Raw genomic sequence first — 18,413 nt, 5'->3', positions numbered from 1 at the left:
GCTCAGTCGATGTCGGTCTCGGCGTCGAGCGCGCCGTCGCCACGGTCGAGGATCAGCGGGATGATCAAATCCTCTTCGTCGGCCAGATGCCTTGTGAGCATGGCGATCAGCCGGCTGTTCTCATCGGCATAGGCATCGGCCGCAAAGCGCTGTCTGTCCTCGCTCTCCTGCAGCGTCCGGATGAAGGCATTCGCCGCCTCGGCATTGCGCTCCAGCCCCTCATGGATGGTGTGATGATCGGCATCGAGGATCTCGAAGCCGCGCTTCAACCGGGGCTCGGCCTTGGCGAAAGCCGGAAAGTACTGATAGTCCTCGACATTGTGGTGGCCGTCGAGATTGCCAAGGAAATGGTTCAGCCGCGGCGCGAACCAGCGCGCGAAGTCCGGCGCTGTCAGCCTGCCCTCGCGATAATTGCCAATGCCGTCGGTGAGCATGCCGCCGAGCTCGCGGAACATGTCGTGCCGCCCAAGCCACATATTGGCGAGGCCATGAATATTGCCGTGGCCCTGCCAGGTCTCGCGCGGATATTTTTGCGTCAGCCAGCGCAGATCGTCCGGCAGGCCGGCTCGCTCGAGCAACAGAAAATCAGCGGCGTCCGACATGACGGTCTCCTTTGGTAACCGTCATGTAGGAAGCGCTATACTAAATCGGTAGTCCCGTGATGCGCTCGATAATGGCGATGCCCCAGACGCCGGCTACGATCAGCACCGAGATCAGCACCGCCAGCGAACCGCAATCCTTGGCGAGCTGGATGTCGACATTGAACTCGCGGCTGAAGGCGTCGCAGGCAGCCTCGATGCCGGTGTTGAGCACTTCGACCATGATCAGCAGCAGCACCGCGCCGATCAGCAGCGCGTAGCCGCGCCACGACACCGAGATGAACCAGCCCGCCGGCAGGGCAAGGGTGAGCAGCATCAGCTCCTGCTGGAAGGCCTTTTCGTGGGCAGCCAGCTTGCGGAACGCCCGCACCGAGTTGAAGAAAGCATCGATCAGCCGCTGCATGCCCAAATCCCCTTTCCGAGTGACCGGCAGGGGATATAGCAACGGCTGGATCAATGGAATAAGGCAGTGCCGGCAAAAATCACGCGCTCTGCCGCTTTGCTTGCTTGCCGGTCATTCGGCGGCCTCACCGGCGACCTTGACCGAGGGCGACGATTTCTCGAACTGCGGCAGCCCGTTGTCGATCGAATAATAGTCGCCCTTGTCGCCAACGAAGATATGGCTTTCCCCGGCAAGTCCGGACGGCCTGTCGAAGGCGCCGGCCATGATCGAAATCTGGTCCAGCTCGTTGTGCTTCCAGAAGAGCAGCGAGCCGCAGATGCGGCAAAATCCGCGCCTGGCGACATCGGACGCGCCATACCAGCTGAGCACCTCGGCTCCCTCTATGTCGACATCGGCATCCTTGGCCGATGTCGCCGCGACGAAATGGCCGCTCTGCCTGCGGCATTGCGAGCAGTGGCAGTAGACGACACCGCGCAGGGCTCCCCTCGTCCTGAAGCGCACCGCTCCGCACAGGCATGCTCCGCTGTGTTTTTCGTCCATCCCCGGTCTCCTTCGAATTCCTCTCGCGCTGGTGGCAGGATTCCAGTTTTGCGCCCGCCGGGCACCGGCAAATGCGACACCCGCGGGACGTGTTTCGCCCTGCACCTGCATAAGGGGCTATTACATCCTGAGGTAGAGAAAACCGTGCTGAAATCCGTCCCATTAAGGAAACTTTAGCGCGCTCGCATCTATGGTCGTTATGAGTGAAGGTCGTGAGCGGGGACGCGATACTTCTCGTGTCTGGCATTTCCGGTCGCACTCCCCTCATGGCGACACCGGCACGCGCAGGTCTGCGGTGGTTCTTGAGGAGTGAACAGAACATGCAGCCGGCTTTCGTTCCAAATGACAGGAACACCGACATTGCGAGCACCGTCGTGGCGACCATGCGCCAGCTCGGCGTGCTTGGCCTGCCGCGCAACTACGAGATCTTCTACGAGGCGCTGAGCGGCAGCAACCACGAACTCAGCCTGGCCGTCGTCTCGCTCAGCAACCGGCCGACCCAGGAGGATCTCGACCGCATCGGCCGTACCTTCTTTGCCCAGCATCATGGCCCCGGCATCGTCGAGCACGCGCGCGACGTCATCGCCAAGGAGCTCGAGGACATTGCCTCGCTCTTGCGCAGCGAGCGATCCCACATCGAAAAATACGGCCGCATCCTCGACGAGACGTCGAGCGGGCTCGGCAACCGCAGCATGCTGTCGCAGGACCTGCTGCAGAAGATCGTCACCGCCATGTCGGCGGCCACCAACTCGACGATCGACCATGGCAGGCAAGTGGCGAGCACGCTCAGCGAAAAGACCGCCGAGCTCGAGAGCGTCAAGTCGAAGCTCGAGGAGTACAAGCGGCTCGCCGACACCGATCCCTTGACGCAGGTCTGGAACCGCCGCGCCTTCGACAAGGAAATCACCAGGATCTACAACTCCAACAAGGGCATCCTGTTCAATGCCCTGATCCTCGCCGACATCGACCGTTTCAAGGACATCAACGACCGCTTCGGCCATCCGGTCGGCGACAGGATCATCCAGATCATCGCCGAGATCTTCCAGACCAGCATTCGCGGCGACATGTTCGTTGCCCGCACCGGCGGCGAGGAATTTGCCCTCATCGTCGAGGGCGCCAGCGAGGATACTACCTTCGAGATCGCCGAGCGCATCAGGAAGCTTATCGAGCAGACGCCGTTCACCAGCAGCCAGACCGGCACCAATTACGGCACGGTGACCGTGTCGATGGGCATTTGCATGGCGTCCGAGGCCGAAAGCCCCGAGGACCTCTACACCAAGGCCGACCGGGCGCTCTATCGTTCGAAGGTCGGCGGCCGCAACCGCGTGACCAGGCATTCGGCGATGGCCGCCCGCGCCGGCAAGAGCTGGCTGCTCTACAAGAAGGACTGAGTTTTCGTGCCGATCCTCGGCCTGCCCGCGAAAATGTTTCGCGGCAATCCCTTTCCATGTGAATTTTTTTAGCCTATATTTTCCATGGAAAGGAGGACGCCATGCCATCCGTGCAACCTCATATCGCCAGCGGCACGGCCGAAAACGCCGTCGTCACCAAGGCCACGCTGCGCGCCGCCGAACTGCTCGACGTCACCGCCAGGGTGCTGGCGTCGATCATCGGTGTCTCCGAAGCCACGGTTTCGCGCATGCGCAAGCAGGATTTCCTGCTCGAGCGCGGCACCAAGCCGTTCGAGCTGGCCGTCCTGTTTGTCCGGCTGTTTCGTTCTCTCGACGCCATCGTCGGCGGCGACGAGGGCATCGCCCGGGCCTGGCTGAAGAACGCCAACACGGCTTTCGACGGCGCCCCGATCGAGAAAATCCAGACGATAGCAGGACTTGTCGATGTCATCGCCTATCTGGACTCCCGACGCGCTCTCGTCTGAATCCATCCGGCTCGAAGGCAAATACTGGCGCATGGTCGAGGCGCAGCACCGCGTCTCGACACTGAAGGTCGTCGACACGCTGGACGAGCAGGCCCTGCTGGAAGAGCTGATCGAGGAGACCAAGCCGCAGATCCCGCTCGAATGCCGGCACCTCCATTATCTGCTGGCGACGCCCTTTCGCTACGGCTCGGTCTATCCGCATGGCTCGCGCTTTCGCCGCGCCGGCCGGACCAGGGGCGTCTACTATGCGGCGGAGACCATGTTCACGGCCGTCGCCGAGATGGCGTTCTACCGCTTGCTGTTCTTCGCCGAATCCCCTGACACGCCCTGGCCGCGCGACGCCGCCGACTACACCGCATTCGCCGCCGCCATCAAATGCGCCGCCGGCATCGACCTGACGAGGCCGCCGCTCGATCGCGACGCGGCCGTATGGACGCATCCGACCGACTACGCCGCTTGCCAGGCCATCGCCGATGTCACGCGCGAGGCCGGGCTGGAGGCGATCCGCTACCGCTCGGCGCGTGACCCGAAAGGCGCCAACATTGCGCTGTTGACGTGCAAGGGCTTCGCCAAGCCGAAACCGCTGGATCCGCAGACATGGCGCATCCGCCTCGGCGCCTTCGGCGTGCAGGCGATCTGCGAATTTCCGGAGAAGCGGATCGAATTCTCCAGGGCGGCCTTTACCGATCCGCGGCTTGCCAGGCTGCGCTGGGAACGTGGGCGCTAGAGCATGATCCCGAAAACTGGGAACCGGTTTTCGGAAAAGATCATGCTCCAACAAAGAGTTGGATCGGGATGACGATCCAACGAAACGCCCTCCTGATCTAAGCCAATATGTTCACGGCCCGCGCCGCCACCAGTGCGATTGTCAGCAGCGAGATCAACGCCTCCGCCATCATCAAGAGCTTGGCGCGCTGGGTAAGCGGCAAGGTGTCGGTCGGCGAGAATGCCGTCGCGTTGGTGAATGCCAGGAAGGCATAGTCGACGAAGCCGGGCAGCCAGCCGCGGATCTCGCGGTCGGGCAGCGTCATTTGCGGGAACAGGAAATCGGCCTGCGCGCGCTTGACCAGCCCACAGGTCGGCGGCCCGCCCCGGTCCGTGCTCCAGAACCAGAGCGCGAAGACGATGACGTTGGTGACCCAGATATTCAGCGCATCGACAAGCAGCGTGCTGCCGGCGCCGGCATGGCCTTCGAGCAGCGCCCTGACCAGGAAGACCAGCGCCCCGCAGTTCATGATGCTGATGACGCCGGTGAGGACCAGCGCGGTGCGGCGGATGTAAAGGCGAAACCGGCCGATCGCGTACCAATGTTCGTGGTCGACGGCCTTCTGTGTCGCCATTTGCGTCCACGCCGTCGCGACCGACAAGGGCACCAGCAGCACCGCCTCGATCGCAGGCGCTAGCCAGCGTGGGCCGAACGACAGGTCGTTTATGACCAGAAGCTGCAGGCAGATGATGACGAGGACCGCCGCGCGTGCCGACCAGAAATCAAGCGCGCGGTGGTGGATGACGGCATGCTCGTGACGCATGATGAATGCAGGAACCAGTTGCGGTGGACGATGCAGTTCCACCCAATCTTGGTCTTGCAGTGGTCGCGCCAGAACACATTATCGTAAGTCTGACGTTACCGGGCTCGGCCCCGAAACGAAAAAGGCGCCGGATTTCTCCGGCGCCCTTGACTGGATCCAAACCAGCAAGCGGTTCAGCCGTTGGCAACCTGCTTGTGCTGGACCGTATGGCTCTTCTTGAGCAGGTCCGAGACCAGGAAGGCGAGCTCGATCGCCTGGTCGGCGTTGAGGCGCGGATCGCAATGCGTGTGGTAGCGGTCCTGCAGGTCTTCCGCGGTGATGGCGCGAGCGCCGCCGGTGCATTCGGTGACGTTCTTGCCGGTCATCTCGACATGGATGCCGCCGGGATGCGTGCCTTCGGCCCGGTGCACCTCGAAGAAGGTCTGCACCTCCTTCAGGATGCGGTCGAACGGCCGCGTCTTGTAGCCGGCGGCCTCGATCGTGTTGCCATGCATCGGGTCCGAGGACCACACCACGCTGCGGCCTTCCTTCTGCACTGCCCGCACCAGCTTCGGCAGATGCTCGGCCACCTTGTCGGAACCGAAGCGCGCGATCAGCGTCAGCCGTCCCGGCTCATTTTCCGGATTGAGCAGGTCGATCAGTTCCAGCAAACCGTCCGGCGTCAGCGACGGGCCGCATTTCAGGCCGAGCGGGTTCTTGATGCCGCGGCAATATTCGACATGGGCATGGTCGGGCTGGCGCGTGCGGTCGCCGATCCAGATCATGTGGCCCGACGTCGCATACCAGTCGCCCGAGGTCGAATCGACGCGCGTGAGCGCTTCCTCGTAGCCCAGCAGCAGCGCCTCGTGGCTGGTGTAGAAATCGGTCTCGCGCAACGCGAAGTTGGTCTCCGAGGTGATGCCGACGGCCTTCATGAAGTCCATCGTCTCGGTGATGCGGTTGGCGAGCGACTCGTATTTTTCGCCCTGCGGGCTGTCGGACACGAAGCCGAGCATCCAGCGATGCACATTCTCCAGGCTGGCATAGCCGCCCTGGGCAAAGGCGCGCAGCAGGTTGAGCGTCGCCGCCGACTGGCGGTAGGCCATTTCCTGCCGGGCGGGGTCTGGGATGCGCGACCTGGCGTCGAACTCGATGCCGTTGATGATGTCGCCGCGATAGCTGGGCAGCGTTACGCCGGCCTTGGTCTCGTTGTCGGACGAGCGCGGCTTGGCGAACTGGCCGGCGACGCGGCCAACCTTCACCACCGGCTGCGCGCCGGCGAAGGTCAGAACGACGGACATCTGCAGGAAGACGCGGAAGAAGTCGCGGATGTTGTCCGCGCCGTGCTCGGCGAAGCTTTCGGCGCAATCGCCACCCTGGAGCAGGAAGGCGTCGCCGGCGGCGACGGCAGCCAACTGCTTCTTCAGCTTGCGCGCCTCACCAGCAAAAACCAGCGGCGGAAAGGTGGCGAGCTGGGCTTCCGTGTTCTTCAGCGCGGCAAGGTCCGGATAGGCGGGAACCTGCTTGATCGGCTTTTCTCTCCACGAATTCGGCGACCATTTCGTCATCGTTGCACCCAAACGCCCTTCAGCGGCAATTCCAGGAAAACTGTGATCTCCGTGCGGAATTGCATCAAACAAACAGATGAACGGGCACCCTCGCCCGCCATTCCCGCCCCTATATGGGGTGGCGGCTGCATACACGAAGCCGAATTCCTATTCTAGACCGGAATTTCAGCACTGGCGAATGCGCCGAACGGGCTATGCTGCCTTATCGACCAGCCGCGCCAGCTGCGTCATCACCACGGCCGAGCCGGCCAGCCGCTTTTCGGCGTTCGGCCAGTCGCGGATGAAGACGACGCTGTGGTCTGGCCGGATCTTGGCCAGCGAACCCTGCTCGCCGATGAACTTGACCAGCCCGACCGGGTTGGGGAATTCGCGCTTGCGGAAATGGATGACGACGCCCTTGGGGCCTGCGTCGAGCTTTTCGACATTGGCCCTGCGGCAGAGCGCCTTGATGAACACGATCTTCAACAGATGCGTCACCTCTTCCGGCAGCGGTCCGAAACGGTCGATCAGCTCGGCGCCGAAGGCGTCGATCTCCTCGGTGTTCTCGAGGTCGCCGAGGCGGCGGTAGAGCGCCAGCCTGAGCTGCAGGTCCGGCACATAGCTTTCCGGGATCATCACCGCCGTGCCGACGGCGATCTGCGGCGACCAGCCGCCGTCCTGCACCTCGCCGGAATCCTTCACTTCGGCCACCGCCTCCTCCAGCATCTGCTGGTAGAGCTCGAAGCCGACCTCCTTGATGTGGCCGGACTGCTCTTCGCCCAGCAGATTGCCGGCGCCGCGAATATCGAGGTCGTGGCTGGCGAGCTGGAAGCCGGCGCCGAGCGTGTCGAGCGACTGCAGCACCTTCAGCCGCCGCTCGGCGGTGTCGGTCAGCTTGCGGTTGGCCGGCAGCGTGAACAGCGCATAGGCGCGCACCTTCGAACGGCCGACGCGGCCGCGCAGCTGGTAGAGCTGCGACAGGCCGAACATGTCGGCGCGATGGATGATCAGCGTGTTGGCGGTCGGGATGTCGAGACCGGACTCCACGATGGTCGTCGACAGAAGCACGTCGTACTGGCCGTCGTAGAAGGCGTTCATGATGTCGTCGAGCTCGCCCGGCGGCATCTGGCCGTGCGCCACCGCGACTTTCAGCTCCGGCACCGATTGCTTCAGGAAATCATGGATCTCGGCGAGATCGCTGATGCGCGGCACAACATAGAAGGAGTGGCCGCCGCGATAGCGCTCGCGCAGCAGCGTCTCGCGGATGACTAGCGGATCGAAGGGCGAGATGAAGGTGCGCACCGCCATGCGGTCGACCGGCGGCGTGGCGATCAGCGACAGCTCGCGCACGCCGGTCAGTGCCAGTTGCAGCGTGCGCGGGATCGGCGTCGCCGACAGCGTCAGCACGTGCACGTCGCTCTTCAGGTCCTTCAGCCGCTCCTTGTGCTTGACGCCGAAATGCTGCTCCTCGTCGATGATCAGCAGGCCGAGATTCTTGAACGAGATCGCCGACCCCAGCAGCGCATGCGTGCCGACGACGATGTCGACCGTGCCCTCGGCGATGCCCTTCTTGGTTTCGGCCAGTTCCTTGGAGCCGACCAGCCGCGAAGCCTGCGCGACGCGGATCGGCAGGCCGGAGAAGCGCTGCGAGAAGGTCTTGAAGTGCTGGCGCGACAGCAGCGTCGTCGGCACCACCACCGCGACCTGGAAACCTTCCATGGCGGCAATGAAGGCGGCGCGCAGCGCCACCTCGGTCTTGCCGAAGCCGACATCGCCGCAGACCAGCCGGTCCATCGGCTTGCCGGCGCCGAGATCGTCCATGACAGAATCGATCGCGCCCTGCTGGTCGTCGGTCTCCTCATAGGGGAAGCGCGCCGAGAACTCGCCATAGAGGCCTTCGGCGGGGATCATGGCGGGCGCCGAGCGCATCTGCCGCTCTGCCGCGATGCGGATCAACTGCCCGGCCATGTCGAGCAGGCGCCGCTTCAGCCGCGCCTTGCGCGACTGCCAGGCGCTGCCGCCAAGCTTGTCCAGCGTCGCCTCGGCCGAATCCGAGCCGTAGCGCGACAGAAGCTCGATGTTCTCGACCGGCAGGAACAGCCGGTCGTCGCCGGCATAGTGGATTTCCAGGCAGTCATGCGGCGCACCGACCGCCTCGATGGTGCGCAGGCCGATGAAGCGGCCGATGCCGTGGTCGGTATGGACGACGATGTCGCCAGACGACAGCGACGAGGCTTCGGCAATAAAGTCTGATGCGCGCTTCTTGCGCTTGGAGCGCCGGATCAGCCGGTCGCCGAGGATGTCCTGCTCGGCAACGACGACCAGTCTCTCGGTCTCGAAGCCGGATTCGAGCGGCAGCACGGCAAGGCCCGCCTGCCCCGGCTCGAGCTTTTCCGCCTCGGCAAGCGTCGCCACCGGCTTCAAATTGCCAAGATGATGCTCGGCCAGGATCTGGCCGAGCCGGTCGAGCGAGCCCTCGGTCCAGCCGGCGACGACGACGCGGCGGCGCGCGGCGCGCTCGTCGGCGATGTGCTTCACCACGACATCGAAGACGTTGATGTTGGGATCGGCGCGTTCCTCGGCGAAGCTGCGGCCATGCCGCGCGCCGGCATGGAAAACCTTTTTGCCCCCCACATCGGGCGCATCGAAGACGGTGAAGTCGATGTCTTCGCGCGGGCCAAGGGACGCCTTGAGATTCTCCGGCGAGAGATAAAGCAGGGCCGGCGCCACCGGCTTGTAGGGCACCGCGTCCTTCAGCGCGCCGTCGGCCTGCTTGCGGCGCGCTTCGTAGTGGTCGAGGATCAGCGTGTGGCGTTCGGCCAGCGCCTCATGCGCCAGATGGTCGAAGACCACGGGCACGTCGGGCAGATAGTCGAACACCGTCTCCAGCCGCTCGTAGAAGAACGGCAGCCAGTGCTCCATGCCGGCAAAGCGCCGCCCTTCGCTGACCGCGGCATAGAGCCCGTCGTCGCGCGACGGCGCGCCGAACGCCTCGATATAGGCGCGGCGGAAGCGGCTGATCGTCTCCGGGGTTAGCGCCACTTCGCTCATCGCCTGCAGCGCCATCGACGTGCGCTGGCCGGTGGTGCGCTGCGTGGCGGCGTCGAAGACGCGGATCGATTCCAGCGTGTCGCCGAAGAAATCGAGCCTGAGCGCCTCACTCCAGCCGGGTGCGTAAAGATCGAGGATGCCGCCGCGCACCGCGAACTCGCCGACGCCGCGCACCGTCGGCACCCGCTCGAAGCCGGAGGTTTCGAGCCGCGACACCAGCGCATTCATGTCGATCTGGTTGCCGGGCCTGGCGTGGAACGTCTGCGCTTCGATCAGATCGGCGGGCGGAATGCGCTGCAGCAGCGCATTGGCGGTGGTGAGGATGACGGCCCGGTGCGGCTTCCTGGCCAGCGCGATCATGGCGGCGAGCGCGTCGAGCCGGCGCGCGGCCGCGTCCGAACCGGGCGAGACGCGGTCGTAGGGAAGGCAGTCCCAGGCCGGCAGTTCCAGCACCGGCAGGCCCGGCGCGGCAAAAGCCAGCGCCTCAGTGATCGCCGGCAGGCGCTGGCCGTCGCGGGCCACGAACAGCACCGGCTTGTCGGGCGCGATCTCGTGCGCAGTCTGCACCAGCGCGAAGGCTTCGTAGCCATCGGCGACGCCGTCGACGATGAACTGGCCGGCGCGGCCCTTCGGCAGGCCGATTGTGGGGATCAGGCTCATGAAATCACGTCGTTCAAAATGTCATGGTGTGGCGCGACGCCAGGATCTTTCGCAGCACCGCGCAATCGATATCGGGCGGAACCGGGCGTTCACCGGTGATCAAAGGCAGGAATTCGGTGTCGGGAATCTCGAGGAGCCTCTCATATTGGTCGATTTCCTCGCCGGTCAAGGCGCCGATCTCGGCATCGGCGAAGGAGCCGAGGATAAGGTCCATCTCGCGCATGCCACGATGCCAGGAGCGGAACAGGAGCTTGCGGCGGCGGGCATCCAGCCCCTCGCTTGATCTTCTCGTTCCGGTCATGGCGCCGCGTCCCTGTCTGAAGCGGCGCATATAGCGTGGATAGAGCGCGGTGTCAGCCTTGCGCAATGGCCGTCGCGACATAAGCTGACATCATGCGTCCCTCCCTCCTCGATCCGCTGTTCGTCCCGATCACCTCGCTTGCCGGCGTCGGGCCGAAGGTTGGCCTGCTGATCGAGAAGGTCGTGGCCGCCGATCTCGGCGACCGCGCCGCGCGCGCCGGCGACCTTCTGTTCGTGCTGCCCCACACCGTGATCGACCGCCGCAACCGGCCGGGCATCGCGCTCGCCGCCGAAGGTGCGATCGTCACGCTCGAGGTGCGCATCGACCGCCACCAGCCGCCGCCGCGCGGCAACAGATCGGTGCCGTACCGTGTCTACGCCCACGACGACACCGGCGAGATCGCACTGACCTTCTTCCACGCCCACGCTTCCTATCTCGAGAAATCGATGCCGGTGGGCGAGCATGTCGTCATCTCAGGCCGCATGGAGTGGTTCAACGGCCGCCCGACCATGGTGCACCCCGACCATATCGCGCTCGCCGGCGAGGCGGAAAACCTGCCGCTGGTCGAACCGGTCTATCCGCTCACCGCCGGTCTCTCGGGCAAGGTGCTGCGCCGCGCCATCGGCCAGGCGCTCGGCCGCCTGCCGGAACTGCCGGAATGGCAGGACGACGCCTTCATGCGCCGCCAGACCTTTCCCGCCTTCGCCGACGCGCTCACCCGCATCCATTATCCGGCGGACCCGATCGATGTCGCCATCGAGGGGGCGGCGTGGCGGCGCCTCGCCTATGACGAACTGCTCGCCGGCCAGGTCTCGCTCGCTTTGGTGCGGGCCAGGATCCGCCGCCTGTCCGGCCGGCCGCTGACCGGCGACGGCAGCATCGTCGAAAAGCTGCGCTCGGCACTCCCCTACTCGCTCACCCCGTCACAGGAATTTGCGCTCGCCGAAATCCTTGCCGACCTCGCCGACCCCGAGCGCATGCTGCGCCTGCTGCAAGGCGATGTCGGCTCGGGCAAGACGGTCGTAGCACTGCTTGCCATGGGACGCGCGGTCGAGGCCGGCGGCCAGGCGGCGCTGATGGCGCCGACCGAAATCCTGGCGCGTCAGCATCTGGCGACCATCGCGCCGCTGGCGGAAAAGGCCGGCCTGCGCACCGCCATTCTCACCGGCCGTGAGAAGGGTCGCGAACGCACCGAGACATTGGCGAGGCTGGCCAGCGGCGAGATCGACATCGTCGTCGGCACGCATGCGCTGTTCCAGGAATCGGTGGCGTTCCACGATCTCGTCCTGGCCGTCGTCGACGAGCAGCACCGGTTCGGCGTCCATCAACGACTGGCCATCACCGCCAAGGGCGACGCGCCCGACATGCTGGTGATGACGGCGACACCGATCCCGCGCACGCTGGTACTGACCGCCTTCGGCGACATGGACGTCTCCAAGCTCACCGAAAAGCCGGCTGGCCGCCAGCCGATCCGCACAGTCACCTTGCCGCTGGAGCGGCTGGACGAGCTGGTCGGTCGCATGCGCGACGCGGTCGCCGATGGCCAGAAGATCTACTGGATCTGTCCCCTGGTCGAGGAATCCGAAGAGATCAAGCTGATGTCCGCGGAGGACCGCTTTGCCTCGCTGAAGCCGCTGTTCGGCGACCGCATCGGGCTGGTTCACGGCCGCATGAAGGGCGCCGAGAAGGACGAGGCGATGCGCGCCTTCAAGCAGGGCGAGACGCGCATCCTGATCGCAACCACCGTCATCGAGGTCGGCGTCGACGTGCCGGACGCCACGATCATGGTCATCGAGCATGCCGAGCGCTTCGGCCTGGCCCAGTTGCACCAGCTGCGCGGCCGGGTCGGGCGTGGCGACAAGCCCTCCTCCTGCGTCCTGCTCTACAAGGATCCGCTCGGCGAGACGGCGAAACGCCGCCTGTCGGTGATGCGCGAGACCGAGGATGGCTTCCGCATCGCCGAGGAGGATCTCAAGCTGCGCGGCGAAGGCGAATTGCTGGGCACCCGCCAGTCCGGCACGCCCGGTTTCCAGGTGGCGCGCATCGAGGCCCATGCCGACCTGCTGGAAGCCGCACGCGACGATGCCCGTCTGATCCTGTCGCGCGATCCGGAACTGCAGTCCGAACGCGGCGAGGCGCTGCGCCTGCTGCTTTACCTGTTCGGCCGCGACGAGGCGGTGCGTTTGTTGCGCGCTGGTTGAGCGGCCCCAAGCGCCGGATTGGCCAGCGAGCCTTCGATTTGCTCGCCGTTCAAGGTCACGAGCTTGGTCTTGACCTCGGGCGCCACCAGGCCGGCCGAAACGATCAGCTTGGCGCCGTCTTCGATCGTCATGTCGAGCAGCACGATCTCGGATTTCCGCACATACATCAGGAAGCCGGTGGTCGGGTTCGGCGTGCACGGCATGAACACGGCGATCAGCGGGTCACCTTCATGGTTGAGCTTCTGGTTAATCTCGGTTTCCTTCTCGCTGGCGATGAAGACCAGAGACCAGACGCCCTTGCGCGGATATTCGACCAGCCCGACCTGGCGGAACATGTCGCCCTTGTTCGACAGCACCGTCTCGAAGATCTGCTTCAGCGAGCGATAGATGCCGCGCACCAGTGGCATGCGGCCAAGCAGCCGCTCGCCGAAATTGACGATGGCGCGACCGACGATGTTGGCGGTCATGAAGCCGATCAGCGTGATCAGCACCAACGCGACGATAAGACCGAAGCCGGGCACCGGAAACGGCAGATAGGTGTCCGGGCTGTAGCGCAGCGGGATATAGGGCTTCACCCAGGAATCGACCCAGCCGATGAAGGACCAGGCGATATAGGCGGTGATCGCCAGCGGCGCGCAAACGATGAAGCCCGTCAGGAAATAGTTCCTGAGCCGGGTCATGCCTGAGGTCTTCGGGGCGTCGGACATGGATCACCGCAGCGCAGGTTGCGCCGCAACATTAGTGAACCACAACGCGCTTTGGAACTGCGAAGTTTTTAAACAGCGTGCGTTGGCGAACGCCTATTCCACCGTCACCGATTTCGCCAGATTGCGCGGCTGGTCGACGTCGGTGCCCATGAACACGGCGGTGAAATAGGCGAGCATCTGGATCGGCAGCGCGTAGATGATCGGCGAGATGATTTCGGGTACGTCGGGCAGCACGATCGTCTCCATCGTCTTGATGCTCGCCTGCGCCGCGCCCTTGCTGTCGGTGATCAGGATGATCTTGCCGCCGCGGGCCGCCACTTCCTGCATGTTGGAGACCGTCTTTTCGAAGATGCGGTCATGCGGCGCGATGACGATCACCGGCATGTTCTCGTCGATCAGCGCGATCGGCCCGTGCTTCAGTTCGCCGGCGGCATAGCCCTCGGCATGGATATAGGAGATTTCCTTGAGCTTGAGCGCGCCTTCCATGGCGAGCGGGAAATTGGTGTCGCGGCCAAGATAAAGCACATCCGAATAGCGGGAGAGCTCGCGCGAGATGCGTTCGATCTGGCCGTCCAGCTTGAGCACCTGGTTGGCGAAGCGGGGTGCCTCGGAGAGCTCGCGCACCAGCGCCTTCTCCTCGTCGCGCGAGATCGTGCCGCGCGCCACGCCCGCCCGCACCGCGAGCGAAGCCAGCACCGACAGCTGGCAGGTGAAGGCCTTGGTCGAGGCGACGCCTATTTCCGGCCCGGCCAGCGTCGGCAGCACCACATCGGACTCGCGTGCCATGGTCGATTCGCGCACGTTGACGACCGCGCCGATCTTCATGCCGGCCTTGCGGCAGTAGCGCAGCGAGGCCAGCGTGTCGGCGGTCTCGCCCGATTGCGAGATGAAGAAGGCCGCGTCGTTCGACGATAGCGGCATCTCGCGATAGCGGAATTCCGAGGCGACATCGATGTCGACCGGCAGCCGTGCATAGCGTTCGAACCAGTATTTGCTGATCAGCCCGGCGAGATAGGCGGTGCCGCAGGCCGAGATCGCCAGCCGGCCGATCTTGGCGAAATCGAACGGCAGTTCCAGCGGCTTCGAGACGCCGGAGACGAAATCCACATAATGCGCCAGCGTGTGCGAGATCACCTCCGGCTGCTCATGGATTTCCTTTTCCATGAAATGGCGCCGGTTGCCCTTGTCGACCATGAAGCCGGTCGACAGCGACTGCTGGCGCTTGCGGTCGACCTTGTTGCCGTCCATGTCGAAGATGGCGACCTCGTTGCGGCGCACCACCGCCCAGTCGCCGTCCTCCAGATAGGTGATCGAGTTGGTGAAGGGCGCCAGCGCGATGGCGTCGGAGCCGAGGAACATCTCGCCGTCGCCATGGCCGACGGCCAGCGGCGGACCGTTGCGGGCGCCGACGATGAGGTCCTCGTCGCCCTTGAACATGATCGCCAGCGCGAAGGCGCCCTCCAGCCGCTTCAGCGCCTTGTGCGCTGCCTCGACCGGCTTCAGCCCCTTGGCGAGTTCCCGCGCCACCAGATGCGCGACGACCTCGGTGTCGGTCTGCGAGGAAAAGTTGTAGCCGTCGCGGGTCAGCTCGTCGCGCAATTCGGCGAAATTCTCGATGATGCCGTTGTGGACGATGGCGACGCCGTCGGAAAAATGCGGGTGCGCGTTGGTCTCGTTCGGCACGCCATGGGTGGCCCAGCGCGTGTGGCCGATGCCGATCGTGCCGTCGAGCGGCTCTTCCTTCAGCCGGCGCTCGAGATTGATCAGCTTGCCTTCGGCGCGGCGACGGCCGAGCTCGCCATTCTCGATGGTGGCGACGCCGGCCGAGTCATAGCCGCGATATTCGAGCCGCTTCAGCGCGTCGACGATGAGCGGCGCCACCTGCTGTTGGCCGACAATTCCGACGATGCCGCACATGGCCGTTACCCCCGATTCCCCATGGAAAACCAGCGTTATCTAGGGATTGCCGGCCTGCCGTGAAAGTCACTTTGCGTTTCGTTCCGTGTCACCGGAACGGTCATTTTTACGCATGCACCATGACAGACCGCTCTTGCAATCCGATTACTGCAATCGTTCGCCTTTTCAGGCCACCGGTTTGACGGAATTCACTTTTTCCTCGCCGCCGCGGCCGAAGCAAAACGCTCGCGTATTTCCTTGCCCTTGCCCGGAATTGTCTTCTGGCGGGCGCGGCCGAAGGCCAGCGCGTCGTCGGGCACGCTTTCGGTGAGGACGCTGCCGGAGGCGATGTAGCTGCCCTTGCCTATAGTGATTGGCGCCACCAGCGAGGAATTCGAGCCGACAAAGGCGCCCTCGCCGATGTCGGTGAAGAATTTCGAGTAGCCGTCATAATTGCAGGTGATTGTGCCGGCGCCGATATTGGCGGCAGCACCCACGCGCGCATCGCCGATATAGGTCAGGTGGTTGACCTTGGCGCCCTCCTCGACGGTCGCCTGCTTGACCTCGCAGAAATTGCCGACCTTGGCCTTTTTCCTGAGATCGGTCCCCGGCCGCAGCCGCGCGAACGGTCCCACCTCGCAGTTCTCCGCGATTGTGGCGCCCGTCATATGGCTGAAGGCATGGATCGTGGCGCCGGTGGAAATCTTGACGCCCAGGCCGAACCAGACATTGGGCTCGACCACCGTATCGGCGCCGATTTCGGTGTCGTGCGAGAAATAAACTGTTTCGGGCGCGATCAGGGTGACCCCTGCGAGCATCGCCTCGCGCCGCCGGCGCGCCTGCCAGATGCCTTCCGCCTCGGCAAGCTCGGCCCGGTTGTTGATGCCGAGCGCGCTCTCGAAACTGGCTTCCGTCGCCACCACATCGAGGGCTTTGGCACCGGCGATCTCGACGATGTCGGTCAGGTAGAACTCGCCCTTGGCATTGGCATTGCCGACCTTGTCGAGCAGCTCCAGCGCGCTCCTGCCGGCGACGGCCATCATTCCGGCATTGCAGAAACAGATCTTCTTCTCCTCGTCGGAACAGTCCTTCTCCTCGCGGATGGCGACCAGCCGGCCGCCCTTCTCGATCAGCCGGCCATAGCCGGTCGGATTGGGCGGACGGAAGCCGACGACGACGACCGCGGCACCTTCCGCCAGCTTCTGCCGCGCGACGGCAAGCGCTTCCGGTTCGATCAGCGGCGTGTCGCCGAACATGACGAGAATATCGTCGTAACCCTTTGATATAGCAGCACGCGCGGCCAGCACGGCATGCGCGGTGCCGAGACGCGTCTCCTGCACGAAAGTCTCGGCGTTCGGCGCGAATTTCTGTGCCGCCTTGCGCATTTCGTCCGCGCCATGGCCGATCACCAGCGCCAGGTCGCCGCTGCCGGCGGCTTCCGCCGCCTTCGCCACATGGGCGACCATCGGCAGCCCGGCGATCGGATGCAGCACCTTGGGCAGCGCGCTCTTCATGCGTGTGCCCTCGCCGGCGGCAAGGATGACGGACAGGCAGGATCTCTGGCTCATGAAAGGGCAACCATATGAACAGGGTCGGGAATCAAGGCATATCTAGCATCAGCGCCCATGCTGCACCAATGCGGTTAAATTCCGGTGAGACGGCGGATCTGCCCACTCGTGATCAGCGCATCTCAAGGCGTGATCCAGCAGATAACATACCGCTACAACAGACCGTATTTCCTGAATTCCGCCTGCTCATCGCCGGCGATCCAACCAAACACTTTCAGGCGGCCGTCGCGTCTCTCTACGAGATAGTTGACCTCGAAATCGATGGTCAGACGATCCTTGTTCTTGCGTTCGTACTCGCCCGACCATTGCACCTTGGCAACGCAATGGTCCTCGTCGATGGGCGTCACCGAGACATCGGCACAAATCATCTTCTTGCTGCCGATCGCCCGATACGCCTCGAAGCCTTTTTTCATGACATCCTTCAACTGCCGGCCATTTTCGCCAACGATGACCCCTGCCGGCGTCACGGAGACAAAGCCGGTCGAGTAGATGTCCGCGACGTCGTCCAGATCGACGGTGCCCGCGATCGCGTCGTTGTAGACCTTCTCATACGTCTTGAAGAACTCTTGCAGATCCGCCCTGGATACCATTCTCGCCTCACCGTCGCGCTTGCGCACGAGCCTGCAACGCGGGCTTTCAGGCATCGTTCCGCGTTGCGGACGATGGAGCTATCCCAACTGCCCCAGCCCCGGGAAATTTTCCAGCAGCCAGTAGGACGCGCTCTGCACGCCGCCGGTCAGGAAAAACACGCCGGCGACGACCAGCAGTGCGCCGATCGCCTGTTCGACGCGACCGAGATGGACACGGAATCTGGCGAGGAAGCGCATGAAGGCGCCGGAAAACAGCGCGGCGATCAGGAACGGGATGCCGAGCCCGAGCGAATAGGCGGCGAGCAGCAACGCGCCCTCGCCCACCGTCTCGCGGCCGCCCGCCAACGTCAGGATCGGACCCAGAACCGGTCCGATGCAAGGCGTCCAGCCGAAAGCGAAGGCCAGTCCCATAATGTAGGCGGCGACCACGCTGGCCGGCTTGCCCTGCGACTGGAAGCGCGCCTCGCGCGACAGCAGCGGAATGCGAAGGATGCCGAGGAAGTTGAGCCCCATCAGGATGATCAGCGCGCCCGCCACCATCGCCAGCGGTTCCTGCCACAGCCGCAGCAGCCGGCCGATCGTCGAAGCGCCGGCGCCGAGCGCCACAAACACGGTGGAGAAACCGAGCACGAAGGCGATGGAGGATGCAATCAGCGCGCCACGCGCGCCGGCCCTTGCGGTGGCGCCGGCATCGCCGCGGAAATCGTCTACCGAAACGCCGGCCATGTAGCAGAGATAGGGCGGCACCAGCGGCAGCACGCAAGGCGACAGGAACGAGATCGCCCCCGCTCCGACCGCGCTGACATAGCCGATATCCAATGCCATTCCTGGTGCTCCAGAACGTTATGGCGCTGATATAGCGAGACAAAGGCGCGTCTGCCAATCACCAATGCGTGGCAAGTCGCCGCTACAAAATTGGAAGAAACGGCAGCTTCGACACGTTGAGAAGAAAGAGCCCGCGATCGC

16 protein-coding genes are annotated in these 18,413 nt (G+C 64.3%); 4 read left to right on the top strand and 12 right to left on the bottom strand.

The window, feature by feature from the left end; genetic code table 11:
* Nucleotides 1–2: 2 nt before the first annotated feature.
* From PU724_RS12315 to PU724_RS12305, 3 genes are all read right to left on the bottom strand, one after another.
* Nucleotides 3–602: a hemerythrin domain-containing protein gene (locus PU724_RS12315; protein WP_292169065.1), complete on the bottom strand. Its 600-nt coding sequence runs from the start codon at nt 600–602 to the stop codon at nt 3–5.
* A gap of 40 nt (nt 603–642) precedes the next feature.
* Nucleotides 643–1,002: a diacylglycerol kinase gene (locus tag PU724_RS12310; protein ID WP_292169064.1), complete on the bottom strand. Its 360-nt coding sequence runs from the start codon at nt 1,000–1,002 to the stop codon at nt 643–645.
* A gap of 111 nt (nt 1,003–1,113) precedes the next feature.
* On the bottom strand, nt 1,114–1,542 hold the full coding sequence (locus PU724_RS12305) for a GFA family protein (RefSeq protein ID WP_128273327.1): 429 nt from the start codon (nt 1,540–1,542) through the stop codon (nt 1,114–1,116).
* Between the two features lie 320 nt (nt 1,543–1,862).
* Between PU724_RS12305 and PU724_RS12300 the strand changes: the two genes are divergently transcribed.
* The 3 genes from PU724_RS12300 (at nt 1,863) to PU724_RS12290 (ending at nt 4,145) form a co-directional block, all read left to right on the top strand.
* Nucleotides 1,863–2,933: a GGDEF domain-containing protein gene (locus PU724_RS12300; protein ID WP_354421997.1), complete on the top strand. Its 1,071-nt coding sequence runs from the start codon at nt 1,863–1,865 to the stop codon at nt 2,931–2,933.
* Nucleotides 2,934–3,034: 101 nt separating this feature from the next.
* Complete coding sequence (locus PU724_RS12295) at nt 3,035–3,418, top strand: antitoxin Xre/MbcA/ParS toxin-binding domain-containing protein (RefSeq protein ID WP_354421999.1); 384 nt, start codon at nt 3,035–3,037, stop codon at nt 3,416–3,418.
* A complete protein-coding gene (locus PU724_RS12290; protein WP_354422001.1) occupies nt 3,378–4,145 on the top strand; it encodes an RES family NAD+ phosphorylase in 768 nt (255 codons plus the stop codon). The genes PU724_RS12295 and PU724_RS12290 overlap by 41 nt, the downstream gene beginning before the upstream one ends.
* Before the next feature lie 97 nt (nt 4,146–4,242).
* Here the strand turns inward: PU724_RS12290 and PU724_RS12285 are convergent, their stop codons facing one another.
* The 4 genes from PU724_RS12285 to PU724_RS12270 all read right to left on the bottom strand — a co-directional run bounded on the left by PU724_RS12285 (nt 4,243) and on the right by PU724_RS12270 (nt 10,485).
* Entirely contained in the window at nt 4,243–4,947 is a 705-nt protein-coding gene (locus PU724_RS12285; protein WP_354422003.1) for a hypothetical protein, read from the bottom strand.
* Nucleotides 4,948–5,120: 173 nt separating this feature from the next.
* Nucleotides 5,121–6,494 (bottom strand): class II 3-deoxy-7-phosphoheptulonate synthase, encoded by a 1,374-nt coding sequence (locus PU724_RS12280; protein WP_292169061.1) that lies wholly within the window; start codon nt 6,492–6,494, stop codon nt 5,121–5,123.
* Nucleotides 6,495–6,686: 192 nt separating this feature from the next.
* Nucleotides 6,687–10,184, bottom strand: coding sequence for a transcription-repair coupling factor (gene mfd, locus PU724_RS12275; RefSeq protein ID WP_354422005.1), 3,498 nt, complete (start codon nt 10,182–10,184; stop codon nt 6,687–6,689).
* 13 nt (nt 10,185–10,197) lie between these two features.
* Complete coding sequence (locus tag PU724_RS12270; RefSeq protein ID WP_354422007.1) at nt 10,198–10,485, bottom strand: FAD assembly factor SdhE; 288 nt, start codon at nt 10,483–10,485, stop codon at nt 10,198–10,200.
* A gap of 92 nt (nt 10,486–10,577) precedes the next feature.
* Between PU724_RS12270 and recG the strand changes: the two genes are divergently transcribed.
* Nucleotides 10,578–12,686, top strand: a complete 2,109-nt coding sequence (recG, locus tag PU724_RS12265) for an ATP-dependent DNA helicase RecG (RefSeq protein WP_354422009.1) — start codon at nt 10,578–10,580, stop codon at nt 12,684–12,686.
* Here the strand turns inward: recG and PU724_RS12260 are convergent.
* From PU724_RS12260 to PU724_RS12240, 5 genes are all read right to left on the bottom strand, one after another.
* The gene (locus tag PU724_RS12260; protein WP_127392441.1) at nt 12,638–13,393 is read right to left on the bottom strand and encodes a DUF502 domain-containing protein; all 756 of its coding nucleotides are present in this window, start codon (nt 13,391–13,393) and stop codon (nt 12,638–12,640) included. The two genes, recG and PU724_RS12260, sit on opposite strands and share 49 nt — an antisense overlap.
* 93 nt (nt 13,394–13,486) lie before the next feature.
* Nucleotides 13,487–15,310: a glutamine--fructose-6-phosphate transaminase (isomerizing) gene (gene glmS, locus PU724_RS12255; protein ID WP_354422011.1), complete on the bottom strand. Its 1,824-nt coding sequence runs from the start codon at nt 15,308–15,310 to the stop codon at nt 13,487–13,489.
* 188 nt (nt 15,311–15,498) lie between these two features.
* Nucleotides 15,499–16,857, bottom strand: a complete 1,359-nt coding sequence (gene glmU, locus PU724_RS12250) for a bifunctional UDP-N-acetylglucosamine diphosphorylase/glucosamine-1-phosphate N-acetyltransferase GlmU (protein ID WP_354422013.1) — start codon at nt 16,855–16,857, stop codon at nt 15,499–15,501.
* A gap of 152 nt (nt 16,858–17,009) precedes the next feature.
* Nucleotides 17,010–17,501 (bottom strand): nuclear transport factor 2 family protein, encoded by a 492-nt coding sequence (locus tag PU724_RS12245; protein WP_354422015.1) that lies wholly within the window; start codon nt 17,499–17,501, stop codon nt 17,010–17,012.
* Between the two features lie 24 nt (nt 17,502–17,525).
* Nucleotides 17,526–18,272 carry a cytochrome c biogenesis CcdA family protein gene (locus tag PU724_RS12240; protein WP_354422017.1) on the bottom strand — a complete coding sequence of 249 codons (747 nt, stop codon included), beginning with the start codon at nt 18,270–18,272 and terminating at the stop codon, nt 17,526–17,528.
* Nucleotides 18,273–18,413 lie beyond the last annotated feature (141 nt).

The organism is Mesorhizobium abyssinicae (genome assembly GCF_049887195.1).
Lineage (GTDB): Bacteria > Pseudomonadota > Alphaproteobacteria > Rhizobiales > Rhizobiaceae > Mesorhizobium > Mesorhizobium abyssinicae.
This window is presented reverse-complemented; position numbering and strand designations above follow the sequence as displayed.